Source organism: Burkholderia gladioli (genome assembly GCF_000959725.1).
Lineage (GTDB): Bacteria > Pseudomonadota > Gammaproteobacteria > Burkholderiales > Burkholderiaceae > Burkholderia > Burkholderia gladioli.
This window is the reverse complement of sequence record NZ_CP009323.1, coordinates 3,560,592-3,576,949: the sequence shown is the minus strand read 5'-3', so window position 1 is coordinate 3,576,949 and position 16,358 is coordinate 3,560,592. Positions and strand designations below refer to the sequence as shown.

The following is a 16,358-nucleotide window of genomic DNA, read 5'->3' as shown; positions in this document are numbered from 1 at the left end:
GCGCCGGCCTGGATTCATGCCTGGCGCAGCGCGGCGAGCGCCTGCGCCAGCGCGGCGGGATCGTCGAAGGCGCGATCGGCCTCGGGCAGCGCGGGGCGCTCGATCATCAGCACCGGCAGGCGCCGCTCGCGCGCCACCTCGAGCTTGGCCTCGGTGGCCGCGCCGCCGCTCATCTTGCTGACCAGCACGTCGACGCCGAGCAGGGCGAACAGCGCGCGCTCGTCCTCGAGCTTGAACGGGCCGCGCGCCGCGATCACCCGCGCGCGCGCATTGCCCGGATGCGCGTCGAGGCAGCGAATCACCCAATGCTGATGCGCGGGGATCTCGTCGAGATGCGCGAGCGGCTCGCGGCCCAACGTGAAGAAGGGCCGCCGATACGGCGCCAGCGCGGCCGTCAAGGCGTCCCAGCCGCTGACCATGCGCCAGTCGTCGCCCTCGCGCGCCCGCCAGGCCTCGCGGCACAGCGCCCACAACGGCGTGCCGGTGGCGCGGCAGGCCTCGGCCGCATTGGCGCTGATGCGCGCCGCATAGGGATGGGTCGCGTCGACCACCAGGCCGATGTCGGCCTCGCTCAGCCAGGCAGCCAGCCCCTCGGCGCCGCCGAAGCCGCCCACGCGCACCGCGCAGGCCAGGTCCTCGGGCACCTTGCCGAGCCCGGCGAGACTGTAGACGTCGGTGGCGGCCAGCGTGCGCGCGAGCTTGAGCGCCTCGCCGGTGCCGCCCAGCAGCAGCACGCGCATCAGGCAGCCTCCCCAATTGGCTTGCGGACCTCGTACAGCGTGACCGGCAAGGCCTGCCGCCAGGTATCGAAACCGCCGAGCGGCGCCGCATTGGCCAGCGCGATACGCGTGAGCGCCCCGCCGTGCTGCTCGCGCCAGGCCAGCAGCGCGGTCTCGGCCTGCAGGGTCACCGCGTTCGCCACCAGCCTGCCGCCCGGCTTCAGCGCGGCCCAGCAGGCGGCCAGCACGCCCGCCTCGCTGCCGCCCCCGCCGATGAAGATCGCGTCGGGCGCCGCCAGCCCGGCCAGCGCCTCGGGCGCGCGGCCCGCGACGATCGCCAGGCCCGGCACGCCGAGCCGCTCGCGATTGAAGGCGATGATCTCGCGGCGCTCGGCATCGGCCTCGATCGCGATCGCCGCGCAAGATGGATGCGCGCGCATCCATTCGATGCCGATCGAGCCCGAGCCGGCACCGACATCCCACAGCAGCTCGCCGGGCGTCGGCGCGAGCCGCGCCAGCGTGATCGCGCGCATGTCGCGCTTGGTCAGTTGTCCGTCGTGTCGATAGGCCTCGTCGGGCAGGCCCGGCGTGAGCGGCAGCGGCGGCGTGTCGGCCGCGCGCACGCAATCGAGCGCCACCAGGTTCAGCGTGGCCACCGTCCCGGCGGGCCAGGCCTGGGCAAGCGCGTCGATGCGCCGTTCGGCCGGGCCGCCCAGGTGCTCGAACACGCTGAGCCGCGTGGCGCCGTAACCTGCCTCGGTGAGCAGCCGCGCGAGCGCGGCCGGCGTGTTGCCGTCGGCGCTGAGCACCAGCAGGCGCCGGCCGTGATGCAGTTGCCGCATGAGCGTGGCCAGCGGCCGGCCCACGCAGGACAGCACCTCCACCTCCTGCAGCGCCCAGCCCAGTCGCGCGGCCGCCAGCGAAACCGAGGACGGCGCCGGCAGCACGCGCAGTTCCTCGGCGGGCAGTTGCCGCGCCAGCGTCGCGCCGATGCCGTAGAACATCGGGTCGCCGCTGGCCAGCACGCAGGTGGGCTCGGGTCGCCGCGCCAGCAGCGCCGCGATCTCGAACGGCCTCGGCCAGGGCTCGCGGCGCGCGCGCAGACAGCCCGGCAGCATCGCCAGATGACGCTCGCCGCCGACCACCACCGCCGCGTCGATCAGCGCGCGCCGGGCCCGCTTGCCGAGCCCCTCGAAACCGTCGTCGCCGATGCCGATCACCGTCAGCCACGCCGTCATGCCCTGCTCTCCATGCCTGTCCCGCCCTCGTCCGATCGCTGTCCCCGATACGCCCGACCCGCCTCGCGCCGGGGCGCGCGGCGTATCTCGGCCAGGTGAAAGCAGGCATAATACAGCCTCGTTCGCCGGCGCCCAATCCGCCCGAAAGCAGCCTGACGAGCCCGATGGCCTGCCCGCCGGCGGTTTTCGACACGCTGCCCGGGCAAGGCGCGGCGTGCCTCGCGGCGCTGCCGCCGGCACGCGCCGCGAGTGCGCCGGCCCTTGCCGGCCCGGCATCGCGATTTGATCCGGTGCGCTTTTTTATCCGTTCCTTGCCCTCCCAAAGCCCGCCCCTTTCCCCCGCCCCGCTGCCTGCCGATCGGCCGGCCGGGCACGCGCGCGCCGTCGATGCGCCGGCCGGCCCGCGTCCGAGCGCCTGCCCGGGCCTGGTGCGGGTGGTGGCGACCGGCGACGGCGGCCTGTGCCGCGTGCGGCTGCCGGGCGGCCGGCTCGACGCGGCCGCGGCCCGGGCGCTGGCGGCAGCGGCGCGCGAACACGGCTCGGGCGTGCTCGACGCGACCAACCGCGCCAACCTGCAGATCCGCGGCGTGCGCGCCGGCCACGAGACGGCGCTGGCCGCCGCCCTGATCGAGGCGGGGCTGGGCCCGCGCGAGGACGACACCACGAACCCCGGCAGCCGTGCAGGCCAGCGGCCGGATCTCGCCGCCGCCGCGCTGCGCGACGACGTCCGCAACGTGATGCTGAGCCCTGCCGCCGGCCGCGATCCGGCCGCGCTGGCGGACACGCGCGCGCTCGGCGCCGCCCTGCTCGACCGACTGCAGGGCGAACCGCGTTTTGCCGCGCTGTCGCCGAAATGCTCGCTGTCGATCGACGGCGGCGAAGCCCTGGCCGAACTCGCGCATCCGCACGACCTGTGGTTCTCGGCCTATCGCGATGCGAGCGGCGCCCTGCGCTACGCGTTCGGGCTGGCCGGCCATGCGCCGGTGGCGGCCGACGATCCGCCGGCGCTGGCCTCGGTCGCGCCCGAACAGGTGGTGGACTGCGCGCATGCGCTGCTGCTGGCCTTCCTCGAACTGGCGCCGAAGGAGGCCAGGCGGATCCGCGACGCGCTCGCGAGCCTGGGCCCCGAGCAGTTGCTCGCGCACGCCGCCGCGCGGCTGGCGCCTGCCCCGCGGCACGACGCGGCGCTCAGGCAATGGCGCCGCGCGCCGGCCGATCTCGCTCGTCGCTTCGGCATCCATGACGAAATAAATGCCGCCACGCGCCAGCTCGGCGGCCAGGTTCCGCTCGGCCGGCTCGACGCGGCGATGCTCGAGGCGCTGGCGGCACTCGCCGAGCGCGACGGCGACGGCACGCTGCGCTTCACGCCCTGGCAAGGCGTGCTGCTGCCGGCCGTGCGCGAGCCGGCAGCCGAAGCCGCGCTGGCCTCGCTGGCCGCGCTCGGCGTGGTCTGCACCGCCGACGCGCCGCTGGCGCACCTGGTGGCCTGCGCCGGCAGCACCGGCTGCGCGCGCGCCCAGGCTGATACCAAGGCCGATGCGCGGGCCCTGGCCGCGCGCCTGGCCGAACACGGCACCGCGCCGCTGGAACTCCACCTGAGCGGCTGCCCGCGCGCCTGCGCGCAGCCCTGGCCCGCCGCCGCGACCCTCCTCGCGGTCGACCCGGGCCGCTACGACCTTTACCGGCGCGACGGCGGCAGCGGCTTCGGCCGGCTCGCCGCGCGCCATCTGACGATCGACCAAGCCGCCGCGATGCTCGCCGCATCGCCGCGCCATCAGGACTGAACCGAATGCTCGACTACCTTCGCGACGGCCAGGAAATCTACCGGCAATCGTTCGCGACGATCCGCTCGGAAGCCGATCTCTCGGCGATCCCCGCCGACCTCGAAAAACTCGCCGTGCGCGTGATCCATGCCTGCGGCATGGTCGACATCGTCGCCGACCTGCGCTTCTCGGCCGGCGCCGGCCAGGCCGGCCGGGACGCGCTGGCCGCCGGCGCGCCGATCCTTTGCGATGCGCGCATGGTGGCCGAGGGCATCACGCGCGCGCGCCTGCCGGCCGCCAACCCGGTGCGCTGCACGCTCGGCGAGGCCGAGGTGCCGGCGCTGGCCGCGCAACTCGGCAACACCCGCTCGGCGGCCGCGCTCGAATTGTGGCGGCCCTGGCTGGCCGGCAGCGTGGTGGTGATCGGCAATGCGCCCACCGCGCTGTTCCATCTGCTCGACATGCTCGATGCCGGCGCGCCGAAGCCGGCCCTGATCCTCGGCTTCCCGGTCGGCTTCATCGGCGCGGCCGAGTCGAAGGCGGCGCTGGCCGCCGACAGCCGCGGCGTGCCCTACGTGGTGGTGAACGGCCGCCGCGGCGGCAGCGCGATGGCGGCGGCCGCCGTCAATGCCCTGGCGACGGAGGTCGAATGAGCCACGGCGAGACTCGCTCCGCAACGAGCCGGCAGGGCGCCGCGCGCGGCCGCCTGTTCGGCATCGGCGTCGGCCCCGGCGACCCGGAGCTGCTGACCCTGAAGGCGGTGCGCCACCTGCGCGCCGCGCCGGTGGTGGCCTACTTCGTCGCCAAGGGCAAGAAGGGCAATGCCTACGGCATCGTCGAGGCGCATCTGCACGAGGCGCAGCTGCAATTGCCGCTGGTCTACCCCGTCACCACCGAGGCGCTCGAGCCGCCGCTCAGCTACGAGCGCGTGATCGCCGACTTCTACGACACGGCGGCCGAGGTGGTGGCCGCGCATCTCGATGCCGGGCGCGATGTCGCCGTGATCTGCGAGGGCGACCCGTTCTTCTACGGCTCCTACATGTACCTGCACGACCGGCTCGCGCATCGCTACGACACCGAGGTGGTGCCCGGCGTGTGCTCGATGCTGGGCGGCGCGGCCGTGCTCGGCGTGCCGCTGGTCTATCGCAACCAGACGCTCTCGGTGCTCTCGGGCGTGCTGCCCGAGGACGAGCTGCGCGCGCGGCTGGCCAAGGCCGACGCGGCGGTGGTGATGAAGCTGGGCCGCAATTTCGACAAGGTGCGGCGCGTGCTAGACGAGCTGGGCCTGGCCGGCCGCGCACTCTACGTCGAGCGCGCCACCATGGCCAGCCAGCGCATCGTGCCGCTGGCCGAGGTCGATCCGATGGCCTCGCCCTACTTCTCGCTGCTGGTGGTGCCGGGGGAAAAATGGCAAGGCTGACGGTGGCACCCGCGATCGTGGTGCTCGGCGCGGGCGCGCTGCCGGTGGCCGAGCGGATCCGCGCGCGCTACCAGGGCGCGACGATCCACGCGCTGGCGGGCCGCGCCGAGGGCGACGTGGCGTTCAGCGAGCTCGGCGCCCACCTGCGCGCGCTCTATGCGCGCGGCAACCCGGTGGTGGCGCTGTGCGCGGCCGGCATCGTGATCCGCTGCGTGGCGCCCTGCCTGGCCGACAAGGGCGTCGAGCCGCCGGTGCTGGCGGTGGCCGAGGACGGCAGCGCGGTGGTGCCGCTGCTGGGCGGGCTGACCGGCGTGAACCTGCTGGCGCGCGAGATCGCCGAGACGCTCGGCATCGCGCCGGCCATCACCACCAGCGGCGAGCTGCGCTTCGGCGCCTGCGTGCTCAATCCGCCCGAAGGTTATGCGCTCGCCGATATCGGTGCCGGCAAGCGCTTCGTTTCCGATCTGCTGGCCGGCGCGAGCACGCGCGTGGACGGCGCCGCGCCCTGGCTCGAGGGCGTCGCGCTGCCGGTCGACGCGGCCGGCTCGCACGCGATCCGCGTCACGCCCCGGCGCGCCGGCGGCGCCGGCTCGGGAGAGCTGCTGATCCATCCGCGCAGCGTGGTGGTGGCGCTGGCCGAAGGGTTCGCGCATCGGGCCGCATCGCTCGCCGCGCCCGCCCAGGCGGCCGATCACGAAGCCGGCGGCGATCCGCTGGCGCGCCGGATACTCGACGCGCTCGCGGCCGCGGATCTCTCGCCGCTCGCGCTGGCGGCGCTGGTCGCGCCGCGCCAATGCATGCGCGAGGCGGCGCTGGCGCGAGCCGCGCGCGAGCTCGGCGTGCCGCTGCGCTTCGTCGCCAGCGAGGCCGACCCGGCCGACACCGCCGCCGCCCTGCTCGACGCCGCGCTCGCGGCCGGCTCGATCGACGCGAGCCCGGCAATCGCCCTCGACGACGACGGCAAGCCTTCGAAGTCCCTCGCGATCGCGATCGCCGAAGCCCCCGTCGACGCCAACCGTCTCGGCCAGGCGCGCGGCTCGCTGACGGTACTCGGCCTCGGCCCCGGCCGTGCCGACCTGCTGGCGCCGGCCGCGCGCCTCGCGCTGGCCGAGGCCACCGACATCCTCGGCTACGCCACCTACGTGCGCATGGCCGGCCCGTTCCGCGCCGACCAGCGCGTGCACGAAACCGACAATCGCGAGGAACTGCAGCGCGCGCGCCATGCCTTCGAGCTGGCCGCGCAGGGGCGCCGCGTGGCGATGGTGTCCTCGGGCGACCCGGGCGTGTTCGCGATGGCGGCGGCCGTGCTGGAAGCGCTCGACGGCGCCGGCGAGCCGGCTTGGGACGAGGTCGCGCTGGAGGTGGTGCCCGGCGTATCCGCCGCGTTCGCCACCGCGGCCGAGGCCGGCGCGCCGCTCGGCCACGACTTCTGCGTGATCTCGCTGTCGGACAACCTCAAGCCCTGGGGCGTGATCGAGGAACGACTCGCGCTGGCCGCGCGCGCCGACCTGGTGATGGCCTTCTACAACCCGATCTCGAAGGCGCGGCCCTGGCAGCTCGATCGCGCGCTGGAGATCCTGCGCGAGATCCGCGCCGCCGACACGGTGGTGGTGCTCGGCCGCGACGTCGGCCGGCCCGGCGCGAGCCTGCGCAGCCTCACGCTGGGCGAGCTGCGCACGGCCGACGTCGACATGCGCACCATGGTGATCGTCGGCTCCTCGAAGACGCGGCGCTTCGCCAGCGCCGAACGCGAGTGGATCTACACGCCACGCTTCTACGACTGAAACGATCGGCATGAAAAAACGGCCGGCGCCGCGCGATGCGGAGCCGGCCGTTGCTTTTCACGACGGCTTCGGGGCGCGCCTCAGGCGCCCGGCGCCAGCCCGTCGATCATCACCTGCCGATGCCCCTGCGAGCAGGGCTCGATCCGCGCCCTCACGCCGAACACCTCGGCCAGGCTTTCCGAGGTCACCACCTCGGCCGGTTCGCCGAAGCGCTCGATGCGCCCGCGATGCAGCAGCATGGCGCGATCGCAGGCGCGCATCGCCGCGTTGATGTCGTGCAGCACCACCACGGTGGCGATGCCGCGTTCGCGCGTGAGCTCGCGCAGCACATGCATCACATGGAACTGGTGGTTGAGGTCGAGCGCCGACAGCGGCTCGTCGAGCAGCAGCACCTGCGGATCGCGCACCAGCGCCTGCGCGATGCCGACCAGCTGCCGCTGGCCGCCCGACAGCTCGTCGAGCGAACGCGCCGCCAGCGCGCCGATCCCGAGCCGCGCCAGCACCGCGTGCGCGAGCGCCAGGTCGCCGGCCGGCGGCTGGCCGCGCAAGGCCGCGTCGCGCGTGGCGCGGCGCGCCACCAGCACCGATTCGAGCACCTGCAGGCGCACCCCGGCCGGCAGCGCCTGGGGCAGGTAGACCACGCTGTGCGAGCGCGCGCTGCGCGCCGACAGCGCGAGCGTCTCGCCGTCCAGCGTGAGCCGCCCGGCGCTGGCGGTGGTGAGCCCGGCCAGCACCCGCAGCAAAGTGGACTTGCCGCTGCCGTTGGGCCCCAGCAGCGCGGTGATCATGCCGCGCGGCAAGGGCCCGGCCGACAGCTCGCGCAGCACCTCGCGGCGGCCGTAGCGCACCGATACGCCGTGAATCGCGAGTCCCTTCATTGCGCGGCTCCCTGCGAACGCACCACGATCGCCAGGAACAGCGGAATCCCCACCAGCGCCGTGACGATGCCCACGGGGATCAGCACGCCCGGCACGATCAGCTTGGAGGCGATCGAGGCCAGCGACAGCATCAGCGCCCCGCACAGCAGGCTGCCGGGCAGGTAGAAGCGATGGTCCTCGCCGAACACGGTGCGCGCGATATGCGGCGCGATCAGGCCGACGAAGCCGATGGTGCCGACGAAGGACACCGCCAGCGCCGACAGCACCGCCACCCGCAGCAGGGTGCCGAGCCGCAGGCGCCGCACGTCGATGCCGAAGCTGGCCGCGCGCTCCTCGCCCAGCCGTAGCGCGGTGAGCGCCCAGGCATTGCGCATCGACAGCGGCAGCGCCACGGCCAGCGCCGCCGCGAGCACGCCGATCTTCTGCCAGTCGGCGCGCGCCAGCGAGCCCAGCGTCCAGAACACCAGGCCCTGCAGCGCATCGGCCGAGGCGATGAACTGCATCAGCTCGACCAGCGCATGGAACGAGAACACCAGCGCGATCCCCATCAGCACCACGCCGGCCGTGCTCATGCCGCGCCAGCGCGCCACCAGGTCCAGCATCATCGCCGAGCCGAAGGCGAACACGAAGGCGTTGGCCGAGATCAGCCAGGTCTGCGGGATGTGCGGCAGCGTCAAGTCGAGCACGATCGCCAGCGAGGCGCCGAAGGCGGCGGCGGCCGACACGCCGAGCGTGTAGGGGCTGGCCAGCGGATTGTTGAGGATGGTCTGCATCTCCGCGCCCGACAGGCCGAGCGCGGCGCCCACCACCAGCGCCATCACCGCGTAGGGCAGGCGGATCTGCCAGACGATCACGAGGTTGGCCGGATCGGCCTGCGCGGGCGCGAACACGGTGCGCAGCAGCGTGGCCAGCGGCAGGCCCGAGGGGCCCGAACCGAGGTCGAACAGCAGCGAGCCGACGATCAGCAGGCTCACCGCCACCAGGCACAGCGCGCGGCGCCGCGTCAGGCGCGCGTAGGCGCGACGCGCCTCGCCGTGGTCGGGCACGGACGCGTCGGCGGCGAGATGTTGCGAGCCGGCCGCGGCCGCCGACGCCGCGCCCGGCGCGGGCGCGCTCATCGCGCCGCCTGCTGGCCGGTGGCCGGCAGCGGCGTGTCGACCCATTCGGTGCCCGTCACCGGCACCGCCAGGAAGCGCCGGTACAGCTCGGCCTGGGTCGCCTTGACGTCGAGCGCCTTGAAGCGATCCGGGTAGAACCACTTCGCGAAGGCCTCGATCGCGATGATGTTGTAGGGCGAGTCGTAGTAGTCGTGGGCGATGCCGTGCACGCGGCCCTCGTGGATCGCCTTGATGGTGTCGAAGCCGGGCCGCGCCACCAGTTGCGCGAGGCTGGCGCGCGCGTCCTGCTCGCTGGTCTGCGCGCCGACGCGCAGCGAGGCCAGCCCCGGCTTGGTGCGCGAGCCGGTGGCGATATAGACGTCGGGCCGCGAGGCGATGATCTGCTCCATGCTCAGGTCGCCGAGCACGCCGGGCAGCAGGTCCGCCGCGATATTGCGGCCGCCCGCGGCGCTGATGAATTCTCCGAAGTTGCCCTTGCCGGCGGTGTGGCAGCAGCCGGCATCCCACACGCCCGCCAGCATGTCGATGAACACCTTGGGCCGCTGCGCCTCGGGAATCGCGCCGACCACCTGCTGCACGCGCGCCAGGTGCTGCTGGTAGAAGGCGAGGTAGTCGCTGGCGGCCTGCTCGCGATGCAGCACCTGGCCGAGCAGGCGGATGCTGGGCAGCGTGTCCTGCATCGGATGCAGGCGGAAGTCGATGAACACCACCGTGGTGCCGGTCGCCTCCAGTTGCTTGACCAGCGCGTTGTAGCGGCTCGGGCCGTGGCCCGCGATGCTGAAGATCGCCACGTCGGGCTTGAGCGCGAGCGCCTTCTCGTCGCTGATGCTGTCCTCGCTGGCGCGGCCGATCAGCGGGATCTCGCGGATCGCGGGGAAGCGCTGTGCATAGGCGTTGAAGCGTTGCGGGTCCATGGTCGGCAGGTCGCCCTGCCAGCCGACGATGCGCGCCAGCGGATGCTGGCCTTCGAGCAGCGCCACCGCCTCGAGCGTGCGGCTCTCGCCGAGCAGGATGCGCTTCGGGTCGGCGGCGGGAATCCGGATCGTGCGCCCGGCCAGGTCGGTGACGGTCGTGGCGGCGGCCGGGGCCTGCGCCATGGCCGGCGAGGCGCAGACGGCGGCACCGCCCAGCACGATGGCGGCGGCCGCCAGGTTCGCGGCGCGGCGCGCCGGCTCGGCGAGCTTCAGGTGGGCGCGGGCCGCGCGGACGAAGCGGGAAATCGACATGGTTGACATCTCAAATGAGAACGATTGCTATTTGTGCGTGGCCGACACTGTAGCGACGCTTTGTAATGTCGGTGTGTTGCGCCGGGCGGCTTTTGTAATGGAATGTGTTGGCACTCCGCGCCTTGTCGCATCGCCTGTCGAAACCTTCGTTTGCCGGGCTCGCGCGGGCCTGGGCATCCCGCTCGCGCGCGGCGGCGGTTCGCGGTAAGGTCGCATCAGCGTCGCCGCCGCGCCTGCCGGCGCCCTCGCCTGCTTCCTGGATCCTCTCTGTCCGTCACGCCCATGACCCTGCGCCTGTGGCCCGACTCGCTGTTCGGCCGTCTCGTGGTGACCCTTGCGGCCGGCATGTTCGCCGGCCAGTTGCTGACCAGCACCATCTGGTTCGACACGCACGATTACCGCACGCTCGAAATCCCCTCGCGGCTGTTCGCGAGCCGGCTGGCCGATACCATCCGCCTGCTCCGGAACGCGCCCGATGCCGCCACGCGCGAAGCCACGCTGGCGCGCCTGTCGGACGCGCGCTACCAGTTGCGCCCGGTCGACACGCCCGAGCCGGCGCGCGCCGCGCCGAACCTGGTGCTGCGCGCCACCGGCGGCCTGATCGCGGGCGTCATCGAACGGCGGCTCGGCCAGCACGTCGAGCTGCGGCTGCTCGATGCCGAGCTGCGCGACGACGCGGGCCGGCATCGCGGCATCCTGAGCCTGTTCGATTCGCGCATGCCGATGGGCGACTTCCATCTGCAACTGCAGGTGCCGGGCCAGGGCTGGCTCGACGTGGTCGCGCACGAGGGGCAGGCCGGCATGCACAGCGAGCCGGGCACGCTGGTGGCCGACTATCTGCTGCGGCTCTACCTGGTGCGCTTCGCGGCAGTCTGCCTGCTCGCCTTCGTGGCGGTGCGCTTCGCGCTGCGGCCCCTGCGCAGCTTCGCGAAGGCCGCCGAGGCGCTCGGCCGCAACATCTACCAGGCGCCGCTCGCCGTCGACGGCCCGCAGGAAGTGCGCAGCGCCGCGAAGGCCTTCAACGCGATGCAGCAGCGCCTGATCGACAGCTTCGGCGAGCGCACGCGGCTGCTGAGCGCCGTCTCGCACGACCTGCGCTCGCCGCTCACGCGCCTGCGGCTGCGCGCCGAGATGCTGCCCGATCCGCGCTGGCGCGAGCGCCTGCGCGGCGACCTGGACGAGATGGAGGCGATGGTGCGCGCCACGCTGGACGCGGTGCAGGGCATCGAGATCACCGAGCCGCGCCAGCGCATCGACATCGATTCGATGCTGGCGGGGCTGGCCGAGGACGCGCGCGATGCCGGCCACGCGGTGCGTATCGAGGGGCATGCCGGCGCGCCCTACCCGGGGTTCGCGCGCAACCTGAAGCGCGGCCTGCAGAACCTGCTGGACAATGCGATCCGCCATGGCGGCACCGGCGAGGACGGCGTCTCGATCCACGTCGACGAGCACGGCGGCTCGCTGCGCATCGTGATTCGGGATCATGGGCCGGGCTTGCCGGATCCGGCGCTGCTGGAGCGTGTGTTCGAGCCTTACTTCCGGGCGGGCGGCCGCGAAGGTCGGCCGGCGCCGGAAGGTACCGGGCTGGGGCTGACCATCGCGCGCGGCATCGCCACCGCGCACGGCGGCACGCTGGCGCTGAAGAATCGCGTGGAAGACGGGCGGATCGCGGGGCTCGACGCGGAGCTGGTGTTGCCGAGGTAGCCGGCTCGCACCAGCGCCGCGATTCGCCAGCGTCGAGCGTCCTCAATCGCCGGTCGGCGCGCGACGGTACCTGGCCACGTACTTCGCCTGGGCAATGACTTTCCCATGCATCTGATAGGCGACGACGGCGGGACTCGCCGCCGGAGCCACGTCGATTCGTGCCACGTCGAGCGCGGACGCCGTCACGACATATCGATGCGATTCCCCCTTGGGCGGGCACGGTCCACCGTATGCGGACTCGCCGAAATCCGTCAAGGTCTCGATCGCGCCCGCCGGCAAACGCTTCGGATTGCCGGAAGCGCCGCTGTCGAGCGACGATTCGGAAGGCGGGATGTTGACCACCTCCCAATGCGTCCAGCCCAATCCTCCGGTCGGCGCATCGGGGTCGAAAATCGTCACGACCAGGCTCTTCGTGCCGCGCGGAACATGAGCCCATGAAATGCGTGGCGATACGTTCTCCCCGTGACAGCCGAAACCTCCATACACCTGCTGGTTCGAGAAGTACCCGTCGCGCAGGCCGTCGATCTCGATCGTGAACGACTCCGCGCGGGCTGCCGCGGGGGTCAGCGCCAGCGCAACGAACGCGCATGCGATGACGGACAGGGAAGCCTTCGGTCTCACGGTCAGTAGTCCCATACCACCGGCACGAAATGGAAGCCCTGGCCCTGCCTGGCCACGTGGCCGATCGAGGGGAACGCGACGTGCGCGGCGGCCAGCAGGGCGCCGGTTTCGGCGGCTTCGTCGAGTAGCGCGACGCGCACCCGCGCCGCCTCTTCGGGATCGTGCTCGAAGCCGTTCTGCCAGTCGGGATGGTCGAAGTTGACCTGGAAGATCGCATCGCCGACGAACGTCAGTTTTTCGCCGTCGGATGCCACGTCCACCACGCAGTGTCCCGGCGTGTGCCCCCCCGTCACGCGCGCCGACACGCCCTTGGCCACCTCCACCGCCTGATCGAACTGGACGATGTTTTCGCCGTAGATCTCCACGAAGGTCGCGGCCGCCTTGCGCAGGGCGGGAGGCACGGTTTCCGGCATCACCGTCTTGCTGAAGTCCGGATCCTGCCAGAACGCCACTTCCCTGGCCGACACGTGAATGCGCACGTCCGGGCGCAGCCTGGCCTTGACGCCGGCAACGTTCAGGCCGCCGACGTGGTCCATGTGCATGTGCGTGATCACGATGTCGGTAATCGCTGCCAGGTCGATACCGGCCGATTCCAGGCGCATCACCGCGCGGCCGGCGCGCGTGAAATATTCGAAACCGTCGCCCACGCCGGAGTCGATCAGGATCAGCCGGTCGCCGCTGCGCACCAGCGCGATATTCAGCGCCCAATCGAACATGTCACGCTGCAGGAAACGGCTGTCGAACCATGCGTTGCGCTCGGCTTCGCCGACGTTGGTCGACATGGTGGAGGTGGGCAGCGGCAGGACGCCGTCGCTGATCAGCACCACGTCGAGCTCGCCCACGCGCACGGCGTAGCGGGAAGACACGAGCTCGCCTGCCTCTTGCCCGCCGAGCCTGGCGATGACCGGCCGCACATTGCGAGTTGTTTCGCTCATTTTCAATCGTCCAGTTGAGTCGTTACGGTGAGCCGCGCTGCACCGCGCGATACGCTTCGCCGGCACGGCCACGAGTGTCGCGCGCTTCGTTTTCCTGCTTGTCGAAAGCGCGCGTGACAGATAGTAGTCAGCGGGCGCGAACGCCAGTAGCACCGCGATTGCCCACCCGACGTTGTCCGGGCGACAACAATCCACCGTGGATGGACGCGGGCGCCTGAAGGGTCGAACTCGCTGCCAGCTTGCGAGTTCGCCGCCGACGCAGGACGCCCCAACTTCGCATCGACGCTACTGGCTGCGCGCCTTGCCTCGAGCGCGGCGCCCGGCGTGTCAGACTGATCGATTCCCGGCGTGTGCCGCGCCGGACCTGTCCATCACGGGCCGCCCGCGCCCCGCTCTCGCGCTCGCCATGATTCGCCTCGATTCCCATCTGCTGCTCGATCCGCCGCCCTACCCGGACCACGGTTACGCGCGGCTCGCCGATCGTCTCAAGCACCTGCTCGCCACGCGCGGCGACCTGCTGTTCATCCAGGCCGAGGCGATGCTCGCGCTGGAGGCGGTGGCGACCAGCCTGGCGCGGCCCGGTCTGGTGGCGCTCAATGTCGTCACCAGTCCCTACGGCGCCTGGTTCGGCGCGTGGCTGCGGCGCGGCGGCGCCAGCGTGCACGAGGTCGCGGCCGAAGCGGGACAGGCGATCGAGATCGAGGCCGTGGCGGCGGCCGCCGAGGCGCTCGGGCACATCGACCTGCTGGCCGCCGTGCATGCCGAATCGTCGACGGGCGCGCTGAACCCGCTCGCGGCGCTGGCCGCGCTGGCGCGTTCGCGCGATGCGCTGTGCGTGGTGGATGCGGTGGCCTCGGTCGGCGGCCACGAGCTGGCACTCGACGCGCTGGGAGTCGATATCGCCGTGATCGGCCCGCAGAAGGCGCTGGCCGGGCCGGCCGGCATCTCGGCGGTGGCACTCAACGCGCGCGCCTGGGAGCGGCTGGCCGCGCCCGCCGATGCGGCGCCTTCCAGCCTGTCGCTGGCCGGGCTGCGCCGCGACTGGCTCGACCGCGGCCGCGGCGCGCTGCCGGGCACGCCCGCGCCGCTCGAATTCCATGCACTGGAAGCCGCGCTCGACCGGATCGAGGCGGAAGGCATCGCGCAGACCGTCGCGCGTCATGCACGGGCCGCGCGCGCCTGCCGCGACGCATTGCGCGCGCTCGGCGTGAGGCCCTGGATCGCGCGCGACGAGGCCGCCTCGGCGCTGATCACCACCGCGCCGGTGCCGCCCGGCATCGACGGCGCGCTGCTGATCTCGCATGCGCGCCGCCACGGTGTCGAGCTCACGCCCGGCGTCGGCGAGATCGCCCCGCGCGTGCTGCGCCTGAACCACACCGGCCTGCGCGCGACCGAGGACGCCGTGCACGCGAGCATCGTCGCCTACGGCAGCGCGCTCGAGCAGCAGCGGCATCCCGTCGATCTCGACGCGGCGGGCCAGGCCATCACCGAGGCCTACGCGGCCGGGTGAGGACGACGCTCGGCGTCGCCCCTGCCCTCGTCAGGCCCCCACCGAATAACGCAAGGCATCGCAGGCATCGGGATCGGTCCAGGCCGGAAACAGGCTGGACGGGTCGTCGAAGCCGTCGGCGATGCGCGCGGCCAGCGCCGGGTTGCGCTGGGCCGCGCCGAACAGGCCCAGCACGTGCGGCGCCGGCGCCATCAGCAGGGAATTGCTCCACTGCACCGTGTAGACGGCCTCGCGCCAGTAGGCGGCGAACGTCGACAGCATCCAGTCATGGCCGAACGGCAGGCTGCCGCGCGCGCTGATCGAGGCCACGTAGCTCGCGCTGCACTTGGCCGCGCTGTTCGCGCCCTGCCCTGTGATCGGATCGTGCAGCACCACCGCGTCGCCCATGCCGAGCACGGCGCGCCCGGAAGGCAGGATGGCGATCGGGTGGCGAACGGTGGGCGTGACCGAGCCGGTCAGCGTGCCGTTCGCGTCGGTCAGCTCGACATAACGGCAGGCATCGAGCTCCCAGGGCGTGAAGCGCCGCAGCAGCTCGAGCGAACGGCTCAGGTGGGCGGTGGCCGAGCGCACGTCGCGCCAGCCGTCCAGCGGGCCGCCCGGCATGGCCTCGAACACCGCCACGTGGCAGGGCCCGGAATGCGTCAGCGCCGGCATCACGAAAATCTCGCCGGCGCCCGGCACGACATTGAAACTGACCGCGTCGGCGGGACCGACGCGGCCGTCGCAATGCAGGAAGGTCAGCGCGAGCGAGCGCTGCGGCCCGCGGAACACCGAGCGCACCGCGTCGCGCTCGAACAGTTGGCCGAGCTCGCCCTTGCCGGTGGCCACCAGCACCAGCTCGTGCGAGGCGGCCAGCTCCTCCAGCATCGCCACGTCGGCGGTGGCGATGCGCACCTCGGCACCCTTGGCGCGCACGCTGCGCAAGGCGGCGGCGAACTTGATGCGCTGGTCGATCGCGGCCGCGCCGCGTGTGAGCGCCCCGCGCCAGGCGATCGCCTTGCCGTTCGGGCTGTGTGGATCGGCCACCGCGAAGCCGATCGCGTTGATCGGCGGACAGGCGTCGCGGCCATGCTCGATGCCGGCCTCGCGCTCGAGCCGCAAGGCGCTGCCGAACAGGCACTGGCTCGACATCACGCGGCCGCGCTCGACGTCGTCCGCATCGCGCTCGGCCACCAGCGTGACCGCGTGCCCGCGCGCGAGCAGCGCCAGGCTGGTCTGCAGGCCCGCCTGCCCCGCACCGACCACCGCGATCCTGCGGCTGGCTCCCGCGGGCAGGGGCTTGTCCACTTCCTTCATTCCATGACTCCGTCTCTTCGTTCAGCGGCGGGCGCCATGCCCGACCTTGCGGGAGCGTCGCGCGCTGGTGTTGTTGCGTGTACCTGATGCTGAACACGCGAGAGCCGGCGATTATTCCGCTCGATCGGCAGAACTCGGAACAGCGG

Annotated in this window: 14 protein-coding genes; 6 read left to right on the top strand and 8 right to left on the bottom strand. The window is 72.7% G+C overall.

The features are described from left to right. Positions 1–14: 14 nt before the first annotated feature. Together BM43_RS33045 and BM43_RS33040 are read right to left on the bottom strand one after the other, a co-directional pair. Entirely contained in the window at positions 15–740 is a 726-nt protein-coding gene (locus tag BM43_RS33045; protein ID WP_036051677.1) for a cobalt-precorrin-6A reductase, read from the bottom strand. Next, positions 740–1,957, bottom strand: coding sequence for a bifunctional cobalt-precorrin-7 (C(5))-methyltransferase/cobalt-precorrin-6B (C(15))-methyltransferase (locus BM43_RS33040; RefSeq protein ID WP_036051679.1), 1,218 nt, complete (start codon positions 1,955–1,957; stop codon positions 740–742). The genes BM43_RS33045 and BM43_RS33040 overlap by 1 nt, the downstream gene beginning before the upstream one ends. 347 nt (positions 1,958–2,304) lie before the next feature. Here BM43_RS33040 and cobG point away from each other — a divergent pair, with 347 nt between their 5' ends. From cobG to cobJ, 4 genes are read left to right on the top strand one after another with little or no spacing between them, the layout of a single operon-like run. Beyond that, a complete protein-coding gene (gene cobG / locus BM43_RS33035) occupies positions 2,305–3,741 on the top strand; it encodes a precorrin-3B synthase (protein ID WP_036053474.1) in 1,437 nt (478 codons plus the stop codon). Between the two features lie 5 nt (positions 3,742–3,746). Continuing rightward, complete coding sequence (locus BM43_RS33030; protein ID WP_013697915.1) at positions 3,747–4,373, top strand: precorrin-8X methylmutase; 627 nt, start codon at positions 3,747–3,749, stop codon at positions 4,371–4,373. Then, the gene (locus BM43_RS33025) at positions 4,370–5,140 is read left to right on the top strand and encodes a precorrin-2 C(20)-methyltransferase (protein WP_042283464.1); all 771 of its coding nucleotides are present in this window, start codon (positions 4,370–4,372) and stop codon (positions 5,138–5,140) included. The genes BM43_RS33030 and BM43_RS33025 overlap by 4 nt, the downstream gene beginning before the upstream one ends. Further along, positions 5,128–6,924, top strand: a complete 1,797-nt coding sequence (gene cobJ / locus BM43_RS33020; RefSeq protein WP_080741947.1) for a precorrin-3B C(17)-methyltransferase — start codon at positions 5,128–5,130, stop codon at positions 6,922–6,924. The genes BM43_RS33025 and cobJ overlap by 13 nt, the downstream gene beginning before the upstream one ends. 80 nt (positions 6,925–7,004) lie before the next feature. On the opposite strand, the gene BM43_RS33015 is transcribed toward cobJ, so the two are convergent. The 3 genes from BM43_RS33015 to BM43_RS33005 are packed head-to-tail and all read right to left on the bottom strand — an operon-like array spanning position 7,005 to position 10,146. Next, positions 7,005–7,802 carry an ABC transporter ATP-binding protein gene (locus tag BM43_RS33015; protein WP_036051681.1) on the bottom strand — a complete coding sequence of 266 codons (798 nt, stop codon included), beginning with the start codon at positions 7,800–7,802 and terminating at the stop codon, positions 7,005–7,007. Next, positions 7,799–8,920 carry a FecCD family ABC transporter permease gene (locus tag BM43_RS33010; RefSeq protein WP_080741948.1) on the bottom strand — a complete coding sequence of 374 codons (1,122 nt, stop codon included), beginning with the start codon at positions 8,918–8,920 and terminating at the stop codon, positions 7,799–7,801. The genes BM43_RS33015 and BM43_RS33010 overlap by 4 nt, the downstream gene beginning before the upstream one ends. Next, positions 8,917–10,146: an ABC transporter substrate-binding protein gene (locus tag BM43_RS33005; RefSeq protein ID WP_036051683.1), complete on the bottom strand. Its 1,230-nt coding sequence runs from the start codon at positions 10,144–10,146 to the stop codon at positions 8,917–8,919. Before BM43_RS33005 ends, BM43_RS33010 begins: the two co-directional genes overlap by 4 nt. 282 nt (positions 10,147–10,428) lie before the next feature. Between BM43_RS33005 and BM43_RS33000 the strand changes: the two genes are divergently transcribed. Beyond that, positions 10,429–11,850, top strand: coding sequence for an ATP-binding protein (locus tag BM43_RS33000; RefSeq protein ID WP_036051684.1), 1,422 nt, complete (start codon positions 10,429–10,431; stop codon positions 11,848–11,850). A gap of 42 nt (positions 11,851–11,892) precedes the next feature. Here the strand turns inward: BM43_RS33000 and BM43_RS32995 are convergent, their stop codons facing one another. Both BM43_RS32995 and BM43_RS32990 read right to left on the bottom strand, forming a co-directional pair. Next, on the bottom strand, positions 11,893–12,486 hold the full coding sequence (locus tag BM43_RS32995) for a YbhB/YbcL family Raf kinase inhibitor-like protein (RefSeq protein ID WP_036051685.1): 594 nt from the start codon (positions 12,484–12,486) through the stop codon (positions 11,893–11,895). Then, positions 12,474–13,406: an MBL fold metallo-hydrolase gene (locus tag BM43_RS32990; protein ID WP_036051686.1), complete on the bottom strand. Its 933-nt coding sequence runs from the start codon at positions 13,404–13,406 to the stop codon at positions 12,474–12,476. The genes BM43_RS32995 and BM43_RS32990 overlap by 13 nt, the downstream gene beginning before the upstream one ends. A 406-nt stretch (positions 13,407–13,812) precedes the next feature. Between BM43_RS32990 and BM43_RS32985 the strand changes: the two genes are divergently transcribed. Then, positions 13,813–14,916: an aminotransferase class V-fold PLP-dependent enzyme gene (locus BM43_RS32985; protein ID WP_036051687.1), complete on the top strand. Its 1,104-nt coding sequence runs from the start codon at positions 13,813–13,815 to the stop codon at positions 14,914–14,916. Between the two features lie 30 nt (positions 14,917–14,946). Here BM43_RS32985 and BM43_RS32980 read toward each other — a convergent pair whose 3' ends face one another. Next, a complete protein-coding gene (locus BM43_RS32980; RefSeq protein WP_042283470.1) occupies positions 14,947–16,212 on the bottom strand; it encodes a styrene monooxygenase/indole monooxygenase family protein in 1,266 nt (421 codons plus the stop codon). Positions 16,213–16,358 lie beyond the last annotated feature (146 nt).

Bases quoted from the DNA above. Each gene is read 5' to 3' on its own strand.
- BM43_RS33045 (WP_036051677.1), bottom strand. From the start codon at position 740: ATGCGCGTGCTGCTGCTGGGCGGCACCGGCGAGGCGCTCAAGCTCGCG.
- BM43_RS33040 (WP_036051679.1), bottom strand. From the start codon at position 1,957: ATGACGGCGTGGCTGACGGTGATCGGCATCGGCGACGACGGTTTCGAG.
- BM43_RS33030 (WP_013697915.1), top strand. From the start codon at position 3,747: ATGCTCGACTACCTTCGCGACGGCCAGGAAATCTACCGGCAATCGTTC.
- BM43_RS33025 (WP_042283464.1), top strand. From the start codon at position 4,370: ATGAGCCACGGCGAGACTCGCTCCGCAACGAGCCGGCAGGGCGCCGCG.
- cobJ (WP_080741947.1), top strand. From the start codon at position 5,128: ATGGCAAGGCTGACGGTGGCACCCGCGATCGTGGTGCTCGGCGCGGGC.
- BM43_RS33015 (WP_036051681.1), bottom strand. From the start codon at position 7,802: ATGAAGGGACTCGCGATTCACGGCGTATCGGTGCGCTACGGCCGCCGC.
- BM43_RS33010 (WP_080741948.1), bottom strand. From the start codon at position 8,920: ATGAGCGCGCCCGCGCCGGGCGCGGCGTCGGCGGCCGCGGCCGGCTCG.
- BM43_RS33005 (WP_036051683.1), bottom strand. From the start codon at position 10,146: ATGTCGATTTCCCGCTTCGTCCGCGCGGCCCGCGCCCACCTGAAGCTC.
- BM43_RS33000 (WP_036051684.1), top strand. From the start codon at position 10,429: ATGACCCTGCGCCTGTGGCCCGACTCGCTGTTCGGCCGTCTCGTGGTG.
- BM43_RS32995 (WP_036051685.1), bottom strand. From the start codon at position 12,486: ATGGGACTACTGACCGTGAGACCGAAGGCTTCCCTGTCCGTCATCGCA.
- BM43_RS32990 (WP_036051686.1), bottom strand. From the start codon at position 13,406: ATGAGCGAAACAACTCGCAATGTGCGGCCGGTCATCGCCAGGCTCGGC.
- BM43_RS32985 (WP_036051687.1), top strand. From the start codon at position 13,813: ATGATTCGCCTCGATTCCCATCTGCTGCTCGATCCGCCGCCCTACCCG.
- BM43_RS32980 (WP_042283470.1), bottom strand. From the start codon at position 16,212: ATGAAGGAAGTGGACAAGCCCCTGCCCGCGGGAGCCAGCCGCAGGATC.